16 protein-coding genes are annotated in these 21,630 nt (G+C 43.0%); 15 read left to right on the forward strand and 1 reads right to left on the reverse strand.

From position 1 onward, the window contains the following. Nucleotides 1-109: 109 nt before the first annotated feature. The 15 genes from DXB58_RS13305 to DXB58_RS13375 all read left to right on the forward strand — a co-directional run bounded on the left by DXB58_RS13305 (nt 110) and on the right by DXB58_RS13375 (nt 20,526). Nucleotides 110-697, forward strand: coding sequence for a hypothetical protein (locus DXB58_RS13305; RefSeq protein WP_004322225.1), 588 nt, complete (start codon nt 110-112; stop codon nt 695-697). Beyond that, nucleotides 684-1,250, forward strand: a complete 567-nt coding sequence (locus DXB58_RS13310) for a PepSY-associated TM helix domain-containing protein (RefSeq protein WP_122137042.1) — start codon at nt 684-686, stop codon at nt 1,248-1,250. Before DXB58_RS13305 ends, DXB58_RS13310 begins: the two co-directional genes overlap by 14 nt. Before the next feature lie 22 nt (nt 1,251-1,272). Next, nucleotides 1,273-2,160, forward strand: coding sequence for an ABC transporter ATP-binding protein (locus DXB58_RS13315; protein WP_122137043.1), 888 nt, complete (start codon nt 1,273-1,275; stop codon nt 2,158-2,160). 24 nt (nt 2,161-2,184) lie between these two features. Continuing rightward, nucleotides 2,185-2,853, forward strand: a complete 669-nt coding sequence (locus DXB58_RS13320; protein WP_122137044.1) for a hypothetical protein — start codon at nt 2,185-2,187, stop codon at nt 2,851-2,853. Nucleotides 2,854-2,895: 42 nt separating this feature from the next. Beyond that, nucleotides 2,896-3,930, forward strand: a complete 1,035-nt coding sequence (locus tag DXB58_RS13325; RefSeq protein ID WP_122137045.1) for a DUF4857 domain-containing protein — start codon at nt 2,896-2,898, stop codon at nt 3,928-3,930. A gap of 261 nt (nt 3,931-4,191) precedes the next feature. Next, nucleotides 4,192-5,466 (forward strand): lamin tail domain-containing protein, encoded by a 1,275-nt coding sequence (locus DXB58_RS13330; RefSeq protein WP_122137046.1) that lies wholly within the window; start codon nt 4,192-4,194, stop codon nt 5,464-5,466. Between the two features lie 91 nt (nt 5,467-5,557). Then, complete coding sequence (locus DXB58_RS13335; RefSeq protein WP_122137088.1) at nt 5,558-7,051, forward strand: sodium:solute symporter; 1,494 nt, start codon at nt 5,558-5,560, stop codon at nt 7,049-7,051. Further along, nucleotides 7,051-9,516: a DUF4922 domain-containing protein gene (locus tag DXB58_RS13340; protein WP_122137047.1), complete on the forward strand. Its 2,466-nt coding sequence runs from the start codon at nt 7,051-7,053 to the stop codon at nt 9,514-9,516. The genes DXB58_RS13335 and DXB58_RS13340 overlap by 1 nt, the downstream gene beginning before the upstream one ends. Continuing rightward, on the forward strand, nt 9,513-10,844 hold the full coding sequence (locus DXB58_RS13345; protein WP_122137048.1) for a SpoIID/LytB domain-containing protein: 1,332 nt from the start codon (nt 9,513-9,515) through the stop codon (nt 10,842-10,844). Before DXB58_RS13340 ends, DXB58_RS13345 begins: the two co-directional genes overlap by 4 nt. A gap of 15 nt (nt 10,845-10,859) precedes the next feature. Beyond that, nucleotides 10,860-12,140: an MFS transporter gene (locus tag DXB58_RS13350; protein WP_122137049.1), complete on the forward strand. Its 1,281-nt coding sequence runs from the start codon at nt 10,860-10,862 to the stop codon at nt 12,138-12,140. A gap of 45 nt (nt 12,141-12,185) precedes the next feature. Further along, nucleotides 12,186-13,301, forward strand: coding sequence for an acyltransferase family protein (locus tag DXB58_RS13355; protein WP_122137050.1), 1,116 nt, complete (start codon nt 12,186-12,188; stop codon nt 13,299-13,301). Then, a complete protein-coding gene (locus tag DXB58_RS13360; protein WP_122137051.1) occupies nt 13,298-14,149 on the forward strand; it encodes an ATPase in 852 nt (283 codons plus the stop codon). Before DXB58_RS13355 ends, DXB58_RS13360 begins: the two co-directional genes overlap by 4 nt. 31 nt (nt 14,150-14,180) lie before the next feature. Further along, on the forward strand, nt 14,181-14,996 hold the full coding sequence (gene murQ / locus DXB58_RS13365) for an N-acetylmuramic acid 6-phosphate etherase (protein WP_122137052.1): 816 nt from the start codon (nt 14,181-14,183) through the stop codon (nt 14,994-14,996). A 262-nt stretch (nt 14,997-15,258) separates the two neighbouring features. Continuing rightward, nucleotides 15,259-17,796, forward strand: a complete 2,538-nt coding sequence (locus tag DXB58_RS13370; RefSeq protein ID WP_122137089.1) for a glycosyl hydrolase 115 family protein — start codon at nt 15,259-15,261, stop codon at nt 17,794-17,796. A 672-nt stretch (nt 17,797-18,468) separates the two neighbouring features. Continuing rightward, nucleotides 18,469-20,526, forward strand: a complete 2,058-nt coding sequence (locus tag DXB58_RS13375; protein WP_122137090.1) for a hypothetical protein — start codon at nt 18,469-18,471, stop codon at nt 20,524-20,526. 167 nt (nt 20,527-20,693) lie between these two features. Here DXB58_RS13375 and DXB58_RS13380 read toward each other — a convergent pair whose 3' ends face one another. Continuing rightward, nucleotides 20,694-21,566 (reverse strand): esterase family protein, encoded by an 873-nt coding sequence (locus tag DXB58_RS13380; protein ID WP_122137091.1) that lies wholly within the window; start codon nt 21,564-21,566, stop codon nt 20,694-20,696. Between the last annotated feature and the right edge of the window lie 64 nt (nt 21,567-21,630).

The raw sequence follows: 21,630 nt of genomic DNA on the forward strand, positions 1-21,630 counted from the left end.
ACTCAAAGTCCCAAGTAAGGTTAAGACTCCTCACCCGTAAGGCGAACTATGATAAGCTATAAACAAACGATAAACAGATTACAAACTATATAAAAACGAAGCAAGAACAATGAAAACAAAAAAGCTAACAATCGCAATTGCCATCGTGGCAATGACTTTTATCGGAACTTCATGTGGTAACAAACAACAGAAAAGCGCATCAGAAGCAACTACAGAACAGTCTGCATCTTCCGCTTTGGAAATCGACTCTCTCCTTGCCAATGCCGAAAGCCTTGCAGGACAAGAAGTGACCATTGAAGGCGTCTGCACACACACCTGCAAACATGGAGCAAAGAAAATCTTCCTGATGGGTAGCGACGATACCCAAGTGATCCGTGTAGAAGCAGGAACTTTGGGAGCATTCGATCCTAAATGTGTAAACTCTATCGTTCGTGTTACCGGAACACTGAAAGAACAACGCATTGACGAAGCCTATCTCCAGAACTGGGAAGCACAACTCAAAGCACAGGCTGCCGAGAAACACGGAACCGGTGAAGCCGGATGCGACTCTGAAAAGAAAGCACGTGGCGAAACAGCCAACAGCCCCGAAGCCCGCATTGCAGATTTCCGTGCCAAAATAGCCGACCGCAAGGCAGAAACAGGAAAAGAGTATTTATCTTTCTATTTCATGGAAGCTAACTCGTATGAAGTGGAGTAGTAACATCCGCAAGTGGAGTCGACTCATACACCGTGACTTATCATTTTTCTTTTCCGGAATGGTATTGATATATGCCATTTCCGGAATTGTAATGAATCACCGTGACACGATTAACCCGAACTTCTCCATCACACGGAAAGAGTATAAGATAGCAGAAAAGCTACCGGATAAAGCAGGAATGAATAAGGAGAAAGTGCTCACCCTCCTGGAACCATTAGGAGAAAGCGGCAACTATACCAAACATTACTTCCCGAAAACGGACGTAATGAAAGTATTCCTGAAAGGCGGCTCCAACCTCCTGGTAGATGTGAAGACAGGGGAAGCGGTGTATGAATCCGTCACCCGCCGTCCGCTTATTGGAGCAATGTCCCGCTTACATTACAACCCGGGACAATGGTGGACTTACTTTGCTGATATTTTCGCTATCGCTCTTATTATCATTACTCTCTCCGGCATCATCATGCTGAAAGGAAATAAGGGTATTATCGGCAGAGGAGGAATCGAACTAATTATCGGAATCTTGATTCCCATTCTTTTCCTTTTCTTCTTTTGAATAGAATAACAGATAAAATCAAATGGAACATATTATCGAATGTAACAACCTGACGCACTATTACGGCAAACGGTTGATTTACGAAAATCTTAGTTTCACAGTACCCAAAGGACGCATCCTGGGACTGTTGGGAAAGAACGGTACGGGCAAGACCACCACTATCAATATCTTGAGCGGTTACCTGAAACCCCGTTCGGGAGAATGTCGCATCTTCGGACAGGAGATACAGACAATGGCACCGGCTCTGCGTCGCAATATCGGACTGCTCATCGAAGGTCACGTGCAATACCAATTCATGACCATCACCGAGATAGAGAAATTCTACGCAGCTTTCTACCCCGGTCAATGGAAAAAGGAAGCCTACTACGAACTGATGAATAAATTGAAAGTAGCCACCGGTCAACGTATCTCGCGTATGTCCTGCGGACAACGTTCACAAGTAGCCCTCGGACTGATTCTCGCACAGAACCCGGAACTTCTCGTACTGGATGATTTCTCTCTCGGACTCGATCCCGGCTATCGTCGCCTATTTGTCGACTATCTCCGCGACTACGCCCGTTCAGAAGGAAAAACCGTCTTTCTGACCTCGCATATCATTCAGGACATGGAACGGCTTGTTGATGACTGCATCATCATGGACTACGGAAAGATACTGATTCAGAAACCAATCGCCGAACTACTGGAAAAAGGACGTCGCTACACCTTCACTATTCCCGAAGGCTACGAACTTCCCGCATCCGATGATTTCTATCATCCTTCTGTCATGCGGAACCAGTTGGAGACTTTCTCCTTCCTTCAACCGGCAGAAACAGAAACAAAACTGAAATCCATGTCAGTACCCTACACTAATTTTCATAGTGAGCAGGTAAATCTGGAAGATGCATTTATCGGCCTGACAGGCAAATACTAGAATCGTTGATAATTGATAAAAACAATGTACGCTATATTTTATAAAGAATGGATAAAGACACGGTGGTATTTTCTACTTGCCGTGCTCGCCACACTTGGTTTTACAGGCTACTGTATGCTCCGCATCAACCGGGTGGTAGAAATGAAAGGGGCTGCTCATGTGTGGGAAGTGATGCTGCAACGAGATGTCATCTTCATTGATATGTTGCAATATATCCCTCTGATTGCGGGAATTTTGATGGCTATTGTGCAATTTGTTCCCGAAATGCAGCGCAAATGCCTGAAACTGACTCTCCATCTGCCTTATCCGGAGCTGAAGATGACAGGTAATATGCTGCTTTCGGGATTAGTATTGCTATTTGTCTGCTTCGCTTCCAATTTTCTGTTGATGGAAGTATACCTGAATGGAATACTTGCCCATGAACTGAAGAACCACATATTGCTCACCGCTTTAACGTGGTATCTTGCCGGGATTTCCGGCTACCTGCTTGTGGCATGGATCTGCCTCGAACCGGCATGGAAACGTCGTATTCTGAATCTCATTATCGCAATATTATTACTCCGAATCTTCTTTCTGTCGCCCACACCGGAAGCATATAACAAGTTCCTCCCTTATTTAGTGGTTTATACTTTGTTGACAGCTTCTTTCTCGTGGCTTTCTATCGTACGATTCAAGGCCGGAAAACAGGACTAGGAACAATTAAAAATTAAAGACTAAAAATTAAAATATTGAGTAATGAGACGTTTCAGTACTATATTATTATATGTAACCATCGCTTTTCTGCTTCTTTGGCAGTTGCCCTGGTGCTACAATTTCTTTGTCGTAAAGCCGGAGAAGACTCCCTTTACCCTGTACAGTTTCGTAATTGGCGATTTCGCACAAATGGGACAGGAAGAGGGAAAAGGAAGTGTGCGTCGCGACCTGGCAGGAAATATTTATTCGGAAGCAGCTTTCGACAGTATCCTGCCTATGTTTTATTTTCGTCAGTTGATGTCCGATGAGCGTTTTCCGGATACCATTAAAGGGATAGCAGTAACCCCCAAAATGGTACAGACGGAGAACTTCAACTTCCGTAGTGTTCCTTCGGATATCAATGCGCCTTCTATCGGACTTTATCCTCTGATGGAATCCATGTCAGGACGTGTAGACCTGAAAATGCCGGATGACGTATTCCGCATCACCTCCAAAGGAATCGAATTTATCGACATGGCCTCCAACAGCGTAAAGGAAGACAAGAGTCTTCAGTTTACCGAAGCTATGACTAAAAAGGAGTTTCGTTTCCCGGCAACGGAGATCGTAGGAAATCCTACGGTGAAAAAGGAGTATGACGAAGGTTATCTTCTGTTGGATGCCGACCGCCGTCTGTTTCATCTGAAACAGGTGAAAGGGCGTCCGTATGTTCGTGCCATCACCTTGCCTGAAGGACTGACACTGGAACATCTGTATCTGACAGAGTTCAGAAATAAGAAAACACTTGCGTTCATGACCGATGTCAACAATGCTTTCTACGTACTGCAGAACCGGACATACGAAGTAGTGAAAACAGGAATTCCTGTATTCAATCCCGAAACGGATGCATTAACCATCATCGGTAATATGTTCGATTGGACGGTACGTGTGACTACTCCAACCTCTGATAATTATTATGCATTGAATGCTGACGATTATTCATTGATTAAAAAATTAGAGAACGCATCGTCTACTCATTCCATACCTGGTATTACTTTCACATCTTATACTGATAAATATGTAATGCCACGTTTCGAATAGTATTCCCATATTGAATGTAACAGTTGCAAGGGACTATCAAAAGTCAATCTATTAAATATGACTTTGGGTAGTCCCTCACTGTTTTCTTCCCATACATGTATAAGAAACAAAAAGAATTACAATCTTTTCTTCTGTAAGTATGGGCTTTTTCCGGCAAGAAAGTTTATCTTTGCCGACTCATTCAAACATTCAGACCGCAATTGCTTCTGCATTATACACAAACAAATACGGTAAAACGAAAAAACTCAAATTAAAAACCGTATGAAAATTTACCAAGCATTTGCTTTCCTAAGTATCTTCATCATATTGTTCTATAATTGTTCGCTCCCTACTGATGACAAAGAAAAAGGAGATTCAGAAGGAGAAGATACAGTTACCTCCGAACTTCCTTGGGAAGGAGAAACTGATAAGTTCACCATCAATGCTAAAGAAGGAATTCACCTGAATGATCTACAAGAAGATGCCGGAACGGCTTATGTCACTATACCGTCTACTTCGGTAAAAAATACCCGTTGGGAATTTGGAGTTCACCTCACCTTCAACCCTTCCGCCAACAATTATGCACGGTTTTATCTAACCTCTTCCTCCAATGTGCTTTCCGATAAACTAAACGGTTATTATATTCAAATTGGAGGTTCCAAAGATAATATAGCTCTTTACCGCCAAAATGAAGACGGTTCCAAACTACTGGCTTCAGGTAGAGAACTGATGAAAGGTAATAATTCACCTAAACTATTTATCAAAGTAGAATGTGACAATAACGGTTACTGGACCTTTTGGACACGTCTCGAATCCGAGAATGAATATGTAAAAGAGAAGCAAGTGAAAGATATAGATATACCAACTTCTCTTTGCTGCGGTATATACTGCATCTATACCAAAAGCCGTTGTAAAGGATTCATATTCCACCACATACGATTGTCTAATGACGTAGAAACGACCACCACGCCCGACGTAACGCCTGAAGAACCCGGAACAGACATACCGGATAATCCAGATACCCCTGAATTACCGGAAGATGTGAGAGGCATGCTTCTTTTCAATGAAATAATGTATGATAATGCGAGTGATGGAGCAGAATATATAGAAATCTATAATCCGACCGAAACAACAATCAGCGTAACAGCCCTCTATCTCTATAAGATGTATAAAGATGGTACAATATACAGTACTACTACCCTTCAAAAGGAAGAAACTTCCATCCCTCTTGATATTCCGTCCAAAGGGTATCTTTGTTTCACCAAATACTTCAACAAGGTAGTTCAAAAGCATAAAGTCGGAGGAGAAACTCTAATTATAGTACCCAACTTCCCTGCTTTAAGTAATGATGGAGGTTATCTGGCACTTTCAAGCAGTAAAGAGACAGCAGTAGGGCATACTTTTGACACTTGCTGTTTCAGAGATGAGATGCATACATCAGAAAAGACAACCGGCGTTTCACTCGAAAAGAAATCCCCGGAGTTACCTTCTCTCAATAAAAATTGGCATTCATCAAAACATGTAACCGGAGGTACACCCGGAATAAAAAATATGTAAGAGTATGCATATCTATGATAAATTCCCTACATTTGTAGGCAAAGTAAACAAGTTCCGGATATTCATCCCCAAACGAATTAAAATAGCAGATATGAGTCCAGCCGTTATATCTATTACTATTGTGGCATACTTTATAATCCTGTTCACTATCTCTTATATAGCAGGACGCAAAACCGACAATGAAGGATTCTTTGTAGGAAACCGTAAATCAGCCTGGTATATCGTTGCCTTTGCCATGATCGGTTCCACCATTTCCGGAGTCACTTTCGTCTCCGTTCCGGGCATGGTACAGGCAAGCAGCTTTTCTTACCTGCAGATGGTGTTGGGATTCATAGTAGGACAAATTATCATTGCATTTGTACTCGTTCCTCTCTTTTATCGTATGAACCTGGTTTCCATTTATGAATATCTGGAAAACAGGTTCGGAAGCTCCTCCTACCAGACGGGGGCATGGTTCTTTTTCATTTCAAAGATGTTGGGGGCAGCCGTCCGGCTCTTTCTCGTATGTCTAACATTGCAGTTTCTTATCTTCGAACCTTTCCATCTTCCATTCCTGTTGAATGTGATCCTTACGGTATTTATCGTATGGCTTTACACTTTCCGCGGTGGAGTGAAATCATTGATATGGACGGATGTTCTAAAAACATTCTGCCTCGTAGTGTCGGTTATACTTTGCATCTATTATATTGCTTCCAGTCTGCATCTGAATTTCAGTGGTCTGGTTAGTACGATTTCGGATAGTGACTTTTCCAAGACATTCTTTTTTGACGATGTCAATGACAAACGATATTTCTTCAAGCAATTCCTGGCAGGTGTATTCACCGTTATTGCCATGAACGGGCTCGATCAGGATATGATGCAGCGCAACCTTAGCTGCAAAAACTTCCGGGACTCGCAAAAGAATATGATTACCAGTGGAATCTCACAGTTCTTTGTCATTCTGCTCTTTCTGATGCTGGGAGTACTCCTATATACGTTTATAGCACAGCAAGGCATCGAGAATCCGGGAAAAAGCGATGAGTTATTTCCGATGATCGCTACCGGAAATTATTTTCCCGACATAGTCGGAATATTATTCATTATCGGACTGATAGCCTCCGCCTATTCTGCGGCGGGTTCTGCCTTGACGGCACTGACCACTTCTTTCACCGTAGATATTTTACATGCACAGAAAAAAGGAGATGCGGCACTTAGCAAGATACGCAAACATGTACATATCGGTATGGCAGTTGTGATGGGGGCAGTCATTTTCGTATTCAATTTGCTGAACAACACCAGTGTGATTGATGCGATTTACACACTGGCCAGTTATACGTATGGTCCTATCTTAGGGCTGTTCGCTTTCGGCATCTTCACCAAGAAACAAGTTTATGATAAATATATTCCGTTGGTAGCTATCGCTTCTCCTATTCTTTGCTATATCCTGCAAAGAAATTCGGAAGCATGGTTCAACGGTTACCAAATTAGTTACGAGTTGTTGATAATCAATGCCCTGTTCACATTCCTTGGACTTTGTTTGTTCATCAAAAGACAGGACAAAGAAACATCTTACACAACTCATACTACAAAACAAGAAGTAAAATAATGAAAACAACAATCAACTGTTTTCTTCCTTTCAGCCGGTTGGAAGAAACTGTGCAAACAGTTAAGGAGTTACGTGCATCGACGCTGGTAGACAAAATTTATTTATTGGCATCACCAATTACCAATGTCTGTATTCCCGGATGCGAACTCATCTCTGTAGAGAAAATGCAGTCTACACAAGCGATGCGGGCTATTGCAGAACATTCTGATAAAGCATATACTTTACTTTATACCAAACGCACCGCACTAAAAATAGGTATGTTCGCTCTTGAAAGAATGGTTCAAGTAATGGAAATGACCCATGCTGGCATGGCATATGCAGACCATTACCAACAGATGGACGGTGTGCAAAAACCTGCTCCGGTCATTGATTACCAACCCGGCAGCCTGCGTGACGACTTCAATTTCGGATCGGTATTACTGTTCAATGCCAACGCATTCAAGGAAGTTATAGAAAATACGGAAGAGGAATATCAATATGCAGGCTTGTATGATTTGAGACTCAAAATATCCCAAAAGAGCAAACTGGTACATATCAACGAATATCTATATACCGAAGTAGAAAGTGACAAGCGGAAAAGCGGTGAGAAGCAGTTCGATTATGTAGACCCTAAAAACCGTCAGGTACAGATTGAAATGGAACAGGCATGCACCAACCATTTGAAGGAAATTGGCGGATATCTTTATCCTATCTTCCGTCCTGTAGACTTCTCTTCCCACACTTTTGAGTATGAAGCTTCTGTCATTATACCCGTACGCAACCGTATTCGCACAGTCAAAGATGCCGTACGCTCGGCACTGAACCAGCAAACGACTTTTCCGTTCAATGTCATTGTCATCGACAATCATTCGACAGACGGAACCAGTGAAGTTCTCCGTGAACTTAGTTCGGACAAACGGCTGATTCACGTCATTCCCGAAAGAGATGACCTCGGTATAGGCGGATGTTGGAACATAGGTATCCATCACGAGAAATGCGGAAAGTTTGCCGTCCAACTTGATAGCGATGACGTGTATAAAGACGAACATAGCCTGCAAATCATCATTGATACTTTCTATAAACAGAAATGCGCAATGGTAATCGGCACTTATATGATAACTAACTTTGATATGCAGGAAATTGCCCCCGGCATCATCGATCATAAGGAATGGACGCCCGACAACGGACGAAATAATGCATTACGTATCAACGGCCTGGGAGCTCCCCGTGCATTCTACACGCCCATTCTTCGGGAAATCAAAGCCCCGAACACAAGCTATGGAGAAGATTATGCCCTTGGATTGAAAATTTCACACGATTATCAGATAGGCAGAATATACGACGTGATTTACCTTTGCCGCCGTTGGGACGGCAATTCGGATGCCGCACTGCCTGTTGAGAAAATCAACCAGAATAATCTATATAAAGACCGACTTCGTACGTGGGAATTGGAACAGCGCATCCTGCAACAAGAAACGACACTAGAGAAAATTCAGCAAAGAATCGAACAGTTATTCCAAAAGCAAACTCTTTCTTGGGAACTAGCCAAAGAGAATTACCAAGCACTGGAACAGTATCGACCACGAACAAAAGAAATATCCAAATGGTTTGGTAACAATTGTTTAAGTGCGGAACTATTCCTTAATCCGAAACGTATTCTTTCGGCTACCGCACAGACAGATACTGCCTCCATTCACGCACGGCCTTGCTTCCTCTGCCAAACAAACCGACCGCAGGAACAAGAGTTCATCAGTTATGGAAATTATCAGATACTGGTTAATCCCTATCCCATATTTAAACACCACTTTACAATTGTAGATAAGGAACACAAGCCGCAATCCATAGCCGGGCGTTTTAAAGATATGATAGAACTCACCGACATAATGAAAGAATACTTCCTTTTGTATAATGGACCAGAATGTGGAGCTTCCGCTCCCGATCATGCCCATTTTCAAGCTTGCAGTAAAGAGGAAAGTATGCAGGGAGCATATTACGATCACATAAAATTAATAGATAACGACAAGGTACAAATTAGTTATGAAGATTTCCCGTACAGTTTCATCAGGATTCAGGCGGAAAATAAGAAAACAATGTCGAAAACCTTCCATCTGATTTACGACATCTTAGCTACCAAGGATAACGGAAAAGAACCGATGATGAATATTCTTGCCTGGTATGGTCTGGAACGCACCAAAGAGGATTTTGGAGAGTGCTACGACGATGAATTTGAGTCAGTGGCCGAACACCCTTACAATTGTATGATCTTCTTACGCAGCAAGCATCGTCCTGACTGCTATTACGCAAAAGGAGACGAACAAATTCTCATCAGTCCTGCTATTGCTGAAATGAACGGCATATTCCCTATAGTACGTGAAGAGGATATGGAGAAACTGACTCCTGAAAAGGTATATGATATCTATCAGGAAGTATCCATATCTAAAGAAAAACTACAAGAAATAATAGAACGCATTAAAGCCGCCTTATGACAGAGCCTCAAATAGCAGTTGGTATTCTTTCCGGGAAAGAGATTGAATTCTCTTTCCCTATAAAATTTATCTCTTCTGTCGGGACGGAAATTGCCGGAACACAGAAAGCTATTTATCAGAATGGAAAGATCCGGTGGCAAGAAAAAGAGTACGACGAATTATCTTTCACTCCCCAACAAGGTACACATACTTTCTTTGAACTAAAAAATGTAACCATCGGAATCAACTTCCATTGGGAACGCAAAGAAATCCAGAAATTCAAAGGGGAATTAAAGATCATCATCGAAGGAGAACAACTAACCGCCATCAATGTGATTGCCATTGAAGAATATCTCACCAGCGTAATTTCATCAGAAATGAGCGCAACAGCTTCTTTAGAATTACTAAAGGCTCACGCCGTCATTTCCCGAAGCTGGTTACTTAATAAATTGAGAATTGAGAATGATAAATTAAAAAAGACGATGCCGTCAAACAGCGCGGCCAATTCTCAATTTTCAATTCTCAATTCTCAATTTATAAAATGGTATGACCATGAAGCACATAAGAATTTCGATGTATGTGCCGACGATCATTGCCAGCGTTATCAGGGAATTACCCGAGCCTCAACACCACAAGCCATCGAAGCAGTCTCTGCCACGCGGGGGGAGGTACTGATGTATAAAGGAGCGATTTGTGATGCCCGTTTCTCTAAATGTTGTGGCGGAGCTTTTGAAGAGTTCCAAAATTGTTGGGAAAACGTTAAGCACCCTTATCTAATCAGACAACGGGATAGCAAGACTGAAAAACAACTTCCCGATTTGACCATAGAGACGGAAGCTGATAAATGGATACGTACCTCGCCTGTTGCTTTCTGTAACACGCAGGATAAGAAAATCCTAAGTCAAGTATTAAACAACTACGATCAGGAAACAGCAGACTTCTATCGTTGGAAAGTCAGTTATTCGCAACAGGAGCTTTCAGAACTGATTCATCAACGTTCAGGGATTGATTTCGGACAAATCATTGATTTAATTCCTGTAGAACGGGGAACATCCGGACGTCTTGTCCGGCTAAAGATTGTAGGAACCTTACGGACACTCATCATTGGAAAAGAGTTGGAGATACGCCGTACTCTATCGACTTCCCATCTTTACAGTTCCGCTTTTGTAGTAGACAAGGAGTACGGAGATGAACTCCCTTCTCGATTTATCCTCACCGGAGCTGGCTGGGGACACGGAGTAGGGCTTTGCCAAATCGGTGCAGCCGTGATGGGAGAACAAGGTTATAAGTATGAAGAAATACTATCTCACTATTACCCCGGTAGTACACTTGAAAAACAATATAAATAAAATCGAACGAATGCCATGACAACACCCACTATAAAAAGAAATCCCTGGAGTTGGATTCCAACCCTCTATTTTGCAGAAGGATTGCCTTATGTAGCGGTAATGACTATTGCCGTCATCATGTACAAACGTCTGGGATTATCCAATACCGAAATAGCCTTATACACTTCCTGGCTTTATCTTCCCTGGACTATCAAACCGTTATGGAGTCCATTCGTCGATCTGGTGAAAACGAAACGTTCCTGGATTATCGCCATGCAAGGGTTCATCGCCGCCGGATTTGCAGGCATCGCCTTTTTTATCCCAACGGCACATTACGTACAATTCACTCTTGCTTTCTTTGGGTTATTGGCATTCAGTTCGGCTACGCATGACATCGCAGCAGACGGTTTTTATATGCTCGGCCTCAACAACAAGGAACAATCTTTCTTTGTAGGCATCCGAAACACATTCTACCGACTCGCCAATATTTTCGGGCAAGGAATTCTCGTCATGCTAGCAGGATGGTTGGAAACCTCTCAAGGCAATATACCTCTGGCATGGAGCATCACTTTTTACCTTCTGGCCGGATTATTCCTGGCTCTTACTTTGTACCATCGCTTTATCCTCCCCCATCCCGATTCCGATGTCAAACGTCCCGGACTCACGGCAGGTAAGCTATTAGAAGACTTTCTCCTGACTTTTGTCACTTTCTTCAAAAAGAAACACCTGGGTCTCATGTTCTTTTTCCTGCTCACCTACCGATTGGGAGAATCGCAGCTAGCCAAAATAGCTTCTCCCTTTCTATTGGATACCGCTGAAAAAGGAGGACTGGCTTTATCTACGGCAACAGTCGGAATGATCTACGGAACCATAGGTGTCATAGCTTTGCTAATGGGAGGAATTATCAGCGGTTTTCTCGTTTCCCGTGACGGTTTCAAGAAGTGGATATTACCCATGGCACTAGCCATCAATATTCCCGACCTATTATATGTGTGGATGGCAGCCACTACTCCGGACAATACGATACTGATTGCCAGTTGCGTAGCCATCGAGCAACTAGGGTATGGCTTCGGCTTTACCGCTTACATGCTTTATCTGATTTATATTGCGGAGGGTGAGCACAAAACTGCCCACTACGCCATCGGAACCGGTTTCATGGCACTTGGAATGATGCTTCCGGGTATGCCGGCAGGATGGATACAGGAACATATCGGATATACCCACTTCTTTATATGGGTTTGTATTTGTACCCTGCCCGGTATTATTGCCGCACTAATGATTCGCAACCGATTAGAAGATTCTTTTGGAAAGAAATAATGAACTTACTTACTGAATAACTTAACACATTAAAAAGTAACAGTCATGAATGTAACAAGTAATAAACGCCTGTTGGCACTCGATGTAATGCGAGGCATTACCATCGCAGGAATGATACTGGTGAATAATCCAGGTTCATGGACGTATGCATATACTCCCCTCACACATGCTCAATGGAATGGTCTTACCCCCACCGATCTGGTTTTTCCTTTCTTCATGTTTATCATGGGAATCTCCACCTACATTTCACTTAGAAAGTATAACTTCACATTCAGCACCCCTGCCGCCCTGAAGATTATCAAGAGAACGATTGTCATCTTCTTGATCGGAATAGCCATCAACTGGTTCGCCTTACTTTGCTACACCCACGATCCGCTTCCGTTTGCGCATATCCGTATTTTGGGAGTGATGCAGCGACTTGCCCTCTGCTACGGTGCATCGGCTTTAATAGCTTTACTCATCAAGCATAAATATATCCCCTATCTGATTGTAGCATTATTAGTGGGGTACTTTATCATTCTCGTCACCGGTAATGGATTTGCCTATAATGAAACGAACATACTTTCCATCGTCGACCGTAGTATTCTGGGAGATGCACACATGTACCAGGATAATCACATCGACCCGGAAGGATTATTAAGTACGATTCCCTCCATTGCACACGTGCTTATCGGTTTCTGCGTAGGCAAACTACTGATGGAGGTAAAAGATATACGTGAAAAGCTGGAGCGGCTTTTCCTGATCGGTACGATTCTCACTTTTGCCGGTTTCCTGCTTAGTTACGGATGCCCGCTCAACAAAAAGATATGGTCACCCACTTTTGTCCTAGTCACTTGCGGATTAGGTTCCAGCCTTTTAGCCTTGCTTGTATGGATCATTGACATCAAAGGATACAAGAGATGGAGCCATTTCTTCGAATCTTTCGGAGTAAATCCCCTCTTTATCTATGTGTTGGCAGATGTGCTCGCCATCTTATTAAGTGTTATCACCATCACTTATCAGGGAGAAAGCGCCTCTTTGCAACAGGCTTTTTATGCCAGCACTCTTCAACCTGTGTTCGGTAATGAAGGTGGTTCTCTCGCCTATGCCATCCTGTTTGTCCTGCTCAACTGGGCAATCGGTTATATACTATATAAAAAGAAAATATACATCAAGATATGATACTTATTGCAGATAGTGGTTCTACCAAGACCGACTGGTGTGTCATCCTCAACGGCACACCTATCAAACGGATTGGAACGAAAGGGCTTAACCCTTTCTTCCAGTCAGAAGAAGAAATTCAGCAAGAACTGACACATTCCCTCCTGCCACAATTGCCGGAAGGGACCATCAACTCCGTTTACTTTTACGGTGCAGGTTGTACACCCGAGAAAGCTCCCGTTCTCCGACGGGCAATAGCCGACAGTTTACCTATTGTCGGAAACATCAAAGCCTACTCGGATATGTTAGCTGCTGCCCGTGGATTATGCGGCCATGAAGCAGGCATTGCCTGTGTTCTGGGAACAGGTTCCAACTCCTGTTTCTATGATGGAAAAGAGATTGTCAACAACATCTCCCCTTTAGGCTTTATCCTGGGCGACGAGGGAAGTGGAGCCGTCCTTGGCAAATTACTGGTGGGAGACATTCTGAAGAATCAACTTTCGCCTGCCATCAAAGAAGCATTTCTAAAACAATTCGACCTGACAGCTCCCGAAATCATCGACCGGGTTTACCGTCAGCCCTTCCCGAATCGTTTCCTGGCAAGTCTGTCCCCTTTTATAGCGCAACATCTGGAAGAGCCGGGGATACGACAATTAGTGCTTGGCAGTTTTATTGCTTTCTTCCGAAGAAACGTAATGCAATATGATTACACGCAGTATCCTGCACACTTTATCGGATCAGTAGCTCACTGCTACAGGGAGATATTACAAGAAGCTGCACAAGAGACAGGAATCAGAATCGGAAAGATTCTGCAAAGTCCGATGGAGGGATTAATTTTATATCATACCGCTTCATCTCAATCCTTGTAATTTGTATTTTTAGTCAATCACCATTATCAATATGCAGATAACCGAACAACCGTCGCTCTACGACAATCTGGAAAAGAAGTCCGTACGGGAAATATTAGAAGACATTAACCGGGAAGACCAAAAGGTAGCGTTAGCCGTTCAAAAAGCCATTCCACAAATCGAACTGCTCGTCAACCAGATTGTGCCCCGCATGAAACAGGGCGGACGTATCTTTTACATGGGTGCAGGCACCAGTGGTCGCTTGGGAGTACTGGACGCTTCGGAGATACCACCGACATTCGGAATGCCTCCTACCTGGATTATCGGATTGATAGCCGGTGGAGATACCGCCCTGCGCAATCCGGTAGAAGGCGCCGAGGACGATATGGGCCGGGGATGGGAAGAACTTGCCGAATATCACATCAACCCCAAAGACACCGTGATTGGCATTGCCGCTTCGGGCACTACCCCTTATGTAATCGGTGCCTTACGGGAAGCCCGCAAGCATGGCATCCTGACAGGTTGCATCACCAGCAATCCGGATTCTCCGATGGCGGCAGAAGCAGATGTCGCCATCGAAATGATTGTCGGTCCGGAATATGTCACGGGAAGTTCGAGAATGAAATCAGGCACCGGACAGAAAATGATTCTGAACATGATTAGTACGTCGGTGATGATTCAACTCGGACGGGTGAAAGGAAATAAGATGGTAAACATGCAGCTTAGCAATCATAAACTGGTAGAAAGAGGAACCAGAATGATTATGGAGGAACTGGGATTAGATCATGACCATGCACAGAAATTGTTGCTGTTACACGGTTCGGTGAAAAAAGCGATTGACGCCTATCAACACTCAAAAGACTATTAAGCACCCTAAAGTCCCCACACATACAAGATAAAAAGATTTTGAAACAAAATCAAAAACATTTATTGAGCAAACCTGTTTGTTCACACTCCCTCGTATTATCCATAAAGAAAAAAACTTCAAAAAAAAGTCGACAGGTATCAACAGTATAAATAATTGAAACATACCAAAAGCCCGTTCTTATCAATACCAACTATCTTTGCATCGTGTCACAGTACAAGTGGAATAATAAATGATTAACCACAAATTATTAAATATTGAAACCATGAAAAAGTTATTTCTATTCTTCTATCTCTCTGTTGTGAGTATAGCGGCATTTGCCGCTGAACCATTCGTAGTATTCACAGCAACCGGCAACCATTTCCCGTTGGTTGCCAACGGAGTTCCTTGTCCGATATACATAGATTCTTCCGAAGACAAAGGGGTAATGATTGCTGCCGGCAATCTTCAACAAGACATACTGCAGGTATGCGGAAAAAAGCCCGAACTCTTAGCAAGCGCAAGTTCGAAACGGTGTATCATCGCAGGTACTTACGGCACTCCTTTTATAAAGAAGCTGGTGTCAGCAGGAAAAATAGACAAAAAGGTATTGGATGGGAAAAATGAAAAATATATCCTGCAAGTCATCGCCAATCCTTGTGAAGGGGTAGATGAAGCGGTAGTTATCATCGGTAGCGACAGACGCGGTACTATTTATGGTATCTACGAACTTTCCGAACAGATGGGAGTATCTCCCTGGTATTGGTGGGCAGATGTTCCCGTCATGAAACAACCCAATGTATATATCAAACCCGGACAGTACTCGGACGGAGAACCGGCCGTAACCTATCGCGGCATCTTTCTGAATGATGAAGCACCGTGTCTTACCCGATGGGTGAAACACACTTATGGCACCAACTATGGTGACCATCGTTTTTATGCACGGGTGTGCGAACTGATACTACGCCTGAAAGGTAATTTCCTTTGGCCGGCCATGTGGAGTTGGGCTTTCTATCAGGATGATCCGCAGAACAGCAAGACAGCAAGTGAGATGGGAGTCATTATCGGCACATCCCACCACGAGCCGATGTCACGTAATCATCAGGAATGGTCACGCAAACGCAAAGAATATGGTGCATGGGACTATTCGACCAACCCAAAGGTCATCGATCAGTTCTTCCGTGAAGGTATCGAACGTATGCAAGGAACAGAGGATATCGTAACCATCGGTATGCGCGGAGACGGTGACGCGGCCATGAGTGAAAGTACCAATGTGAAACTTCTGGAGAATGTAGTGAAAAACCAGCGCAAGATTATTGAAGAGATTACCAAACGTCCTGCCAAAGAAACTCCGCAAGTATGGGCACTATACAAAGAAGTTCTGGATTATTATGATAAAGGTATGCGTGTGCCCGATGATGTTATCATGCTATTGTGTGATGATAATTGGGGCAATGTATGCCGCCTGCCGAATGCCAAGGAACGTAAGCATCCGGGCGGTTGGGGTATGTATTACCATGTAGACTACGTAGGCGCTCCGAGAAATTCCAAATGGCTGAACGTAACCCCTATACAAAATATGTGGGAGCAACTTCAACTCACATACGATTACGGAGTAGAAAAGCTATGGATACTGAATGTAGGCGATTTGAAGCCCATGGAATATCCCATCACGCTCTTCATGGATATGGCATGGAATCCCAAACAGTTCAACGTCTCCAACTTATTAGATCATCCCCGTCGTTTCTGCGCACAGCAGTTTGGCGAAGACCAGGCAGATGAAGCCATGCGAATCTTAAACCTGTACAGCAAATACAACGGTCGCGTAACGGGAGAAATGCTCGACCGGAATACTTATAACCTGGAGACAGGCGAATGGAAACAAGTATCTGATGAATATCTGAAACTGGAAGCGGAAGCTTTGAGACAATACATATCACTGAAACCGGAATACAAAGATGCCTACAAGCAGTTGATTCTCTTCCCCGTTCAAGCAATGGCCAACCTGTACGAAATGTATTATGCACAAGCCATGAACCATAAATTGTATAAAGAAAACAATCCGCAGGCCAATGAATGGGCCGACAAGGTAGAACAGACCTTTGCACGGGACAAAGCTTTGAGTGACGATTATAACAACGTTATGTCCGGCGGTAAATGGAAGAATATGATGATTCAGAAACATATCGGTTATACATCGTGGAATGATAACTTCCCCGCTGATACACAGCCCAAAATCTACCGCATCGAGAATCCGGAAAAGGCTGTCGGTGGATACGTCTTCACCGGACAAGACGGATATATAGCCATAGAAGCCGAACATTATTACAGCGCTAAAGCAGCACCAGGTACGGAATGGACAGTGATCCCCTATATGGGACGTACCCTTAGTGGCATGGCTCTGATGCCTTACACACAACCGACTGACGGAGCTTCCATCTCCTACAAGATAAAATTGCCTAAAGGCATCGACAAGGTGACTGTCCATGTGATAGTAAAATCAACTCTTGCTTTCCATGATCGCAAAGGACATGAGTACAGTATCGGATTTGAAGGAGGAAAGGATCAGACAATCAATTTCAATCATAACCTAAACGAGCTTCCTGAAAATGTATACAGCATATACTATCCGACAGTTGCACGACGCATCGTTGAGAAAAAAGCGAAACTGAATGTACCGAACACATCAGACGGTATGCAGACAATCACTTTCAAACCTCTTGATCCGGGTATCGTGCTTGAAAAGCTAGTCGTAGACTACGGAGGCTACAAGAAATCTTATCTGTTTATGAACGAATCGAAAAGCAAAAGAGAAAGTAAATAAAAAAAGATCAATCCAATCAATGCAGGAATGAGTTAATAACTACATCACTGATTGTATTTACATACAAATTTTGCAGTTCTTATTGTCAGCCCATCGTTTCTAGTCATTAGATAAATGATTTACAGTTCATTAGATGCTGACAATAAGCCCTGACAATAGGCTGACAATATCATTTTATATGTTTTATTGTCAGCCTGTTATTTTATGATTTTACTCTCCCGAATCTCCTATCCATCCAGCTTTACTTACCTTTCACGACAAGCCCCCATTAAACATCCGTCATACAACTGGCATACTTATATCATTCAATCACTATTGTTCGATCAGGATACCGATATACTTAATTCATCACGGCCGTGGTAGCTTCTTCCCACAGCCGTGAAGAGTTCCTACCACGGCCGTGGGAATATCTTGTCACGGCCGTGGGAAATTAGTGATACCGACACTTCAATGGAACGATACCGGTATCCCAACGTAACTATAGCTACAATTAACAACATGGATACAGGAAGGAGAACAAATATAGCCTAATGTAACATGAAAGATATAAAATGAAACCGACAGTAACCTCTGTGAAACAATCAGGTGCAAATTCAAAACATAGTCTATAAATAACAGGCTAACTTTGCCTGAAACAAAATTTCAGCAAGTATGAACAGAAAAAACTATGGAATGCTGTATAAAATTCTATTATGTACAGCAATGACACTATTCGCTACTCAAAATATAGTAGGAGCAAACAAGAGTAACAAAGAACATAATATCATAGGTACGGGAAATCCTTATCTGCCGCTTTGGGAACATCTTCCTGACGGAGAGCCCCGTGTATTTGAGGACCCGGATAATCCCGGCAAATATCGTATATACATTATCGGTTCACACGATGTTCGTTTCACTAGCTACTGTGGGGCAGATATTCGCATGTGGTCAGCTCCTGTAGAAGATTTAACCAATTGGCGAGATGAGGGAGCCATCTTTACGTACCACGTTCAAAACCAGTGGGACGTCATGTATGCTCCCGATCTGGTTGAAATAAAGAGAAAGGACGGAACTAAGGAATATTACCTCTTCCCGCATAGTCGTGGTCGTAACCGCGAGGCTATGGTTTGCAAAGGCAGCCGTCCGGACGGGCCTTTTACTCCTATCAATCTGAATGAAGATGGTACACGGACACTTCCTGGTAGCTTTCTTGGATTCGATCCATCCGTCTTTGTTGAAAACATCACAGATCCCAATGATCCAGATTATGAAATAGGGTTTCGTGCTTACGGATTCTGGGGATTTCAAAGATCGTCAGCAGCCCAACTAGATCAGAATACGATGTATTCCGTCAGACCGGGAACTGAAATTATCCCTTATTTTATTCCGGCAAGTACCAATTCCGGTATCATAAGAGATCCTGCCGGAACAACCTATCCTGCGTTGTATAAAGAGCAGAATCCCAAAGATTTCAATTTCTTCGAAGCATCGTCTATTCGCCAGATCGGTAATAAATATGTGATGATCTTTTCCGGGTACTCCGGACCGGAGTATGGTTTGGGAAATTCCAATTCAACCCTCCGTTATGCTTTTGGTGATTCTCCGTTAGGTCCATGGCGCAGCGGCGGGGTACTTGTAGACTCCCGCGGAGTAGTTCTTAATCAGAATGGCAGTAAATTACAGGCAACCAACGCAGCGCACAATACACATGGCAGTTTACAAGAGATTAACGGTCAGTGGTACGTGTTCTATCACCGCCCTCCACGCGGATTTGGTTTTGCACGCCAGGCAATGGTTGCCCCCGTCACTATCAAATGGGATAAAAGATCCGTAGCGGAAGGTGGAAAGGTAGTTATTCGCGGATATGATCCTTATGCAGAAGAAGGGATATGGGAAGCTAAAGCAACAAATGGTAATGAATATACAGGTGCGGAAGTCACTTCAGAAGGTTTTCAGATCTTTGGACTGGATCCATACAAATATTATTCTGCCGGATATGCCTGCTATTTATCAAATATCGGTAGCCAACAGGATTCCTGGGATATTTGGGATAATAATATGCCTGTAGATGTACGAGGCAGCGATATCATCGGCTATAAATATTTTGGTTTTGGCGGTTTGAAGAAAGCTCAAAAAGGATTAAAACCTTTTGAAGGAACCAAAAAGGGGAATAAGACATCATTCAATCTCTTTCTGACTCCTGTAACCGATGCTTCTTTCAAAATAAAGATTTGGTTGGACGGGCCTTGGGATAATAGTGTTTGGAAAGGGAAAAAGATTGGCGAAATCACTGTTCCTGCCGGTTCTATTCAGGAAATGACCCAATATACGATTGACGTATCTGAAGTTGTAGACAAGTTGGACAAAAAACACGCGATCTTCTTGGTTGCTGAAAGTAATTCTAAAGAGAAATTGTGTGTGCTTCAGGGGTTAGGTTTCAGCAAAAAGGGCAAAAGTCTGGAATATCCGACGGTTCCTACAGTAGAGATTATGGTTGACGGTAAGAAAGTGGATTTACCAACTACACCGGTAAGATCAACCAATGCAAATGGTATTACCGGATTTAATCAGTATGAGACAACGTACACCATTCCTGCCAGTACTACAGATATGCCTAGAGTCTCTGCTACCTCAAATAATCCTAGTGTCAGAATTGACGTCATTCAACCCACTTCAAGCAACAAGAAAGCAGTAGTAAACTTTGAATATAAGGGGACTGTCAAAACTTACACCATTCTATTGGCTGAATAGAATCAACACACAATAAAGCAATGAAAACCGGAACTTGAAGAATGATTTTCCACATTGCTTTTATAGCATATTATTATACTTCAAACTCATGCCAGAATCGCAGAGAGTTTGAAGTATAATTAAAACTTTTAGTCTTTCATCAAGTATTATACCCCTATGAGACTGTATCAATCCGGATATATACGACTTACAAAAGGCAAACAAATGTAAAGAGCCGAATGCCAGTATTCCCAAGTATGCCCGCCATCACGTACACGGAATTGACAAGGGATATTCGCCCCGCGCATCGCACGATAGAATTCAATATTTCGGTCAAGCAGAAAATCATCATCACCACAATCAACAAACCAGGCAACACTGCGCAGTTCTGTTTTTCGCCCTTCATCAGATCCCGTGATATATTTCACGCAACTCTTCTCTATCACCGAACGAGTCAATACTGCCAACTTTCCGTTCGGGTCATCAAAACGAGCTGCTCCTTCTTGCGGAATATCCATTAATGCACTCATTGCATAAACCGCGCAAAACATATCGGAATGGCGCTGGCCATAACTGGCAGCTCCGCCACCTCCCATCGAGAGCCCTGCAATAGCCCGATGGCATTTATCGCCAATAATACGGTAACGTTTCTCTATGGATGGCAAGAACTCCGTAAAGAAGAAAGTCTCGTACTTCCATCCCGGCATATCAAAATAACCGTTTTGGAATACATTCGGATCTCCACCTCCAGCATCAGGGGTAACAATAATCATTTCGCGAGCTTCTCCACTCGCTGTCAGACCATCCATTACATCTTTTACATGTCCACGATTCGCCCACACATCATTCTTTTCCCACATACCATGCAAGAGATAGAGAACCGGATACCTTTTTTCTTTATTCTGTTCAAAACTCTTAGGCAGATATACTGTATACGCACGTTTAGCCTTTAAGACTTCACTGTAGATTGTATCAGTGATTACCTTACTTTGATAGCCCGCCTGTCCATACAAGGAGAGTATATAAATAGACATGGCAACCCATATTCCTATTCTTTTCATTTTCATCGTTTTTCTATTTCTCTTGTATTTAATGTATTCACTCGTTATAGTATTAAAAATTGCC

This window comes from Bacteroides sp. OM05-10AA (genome assembly GCF_003439055.1).
In the GTDB taxonomy this organism is placed as follows: Bacteria; Bacteroidota; Bacteroidia; order Bacteroidales; family Bacteroidaceae; genus Bacteroides; species Bacteroides intestinigallinarum.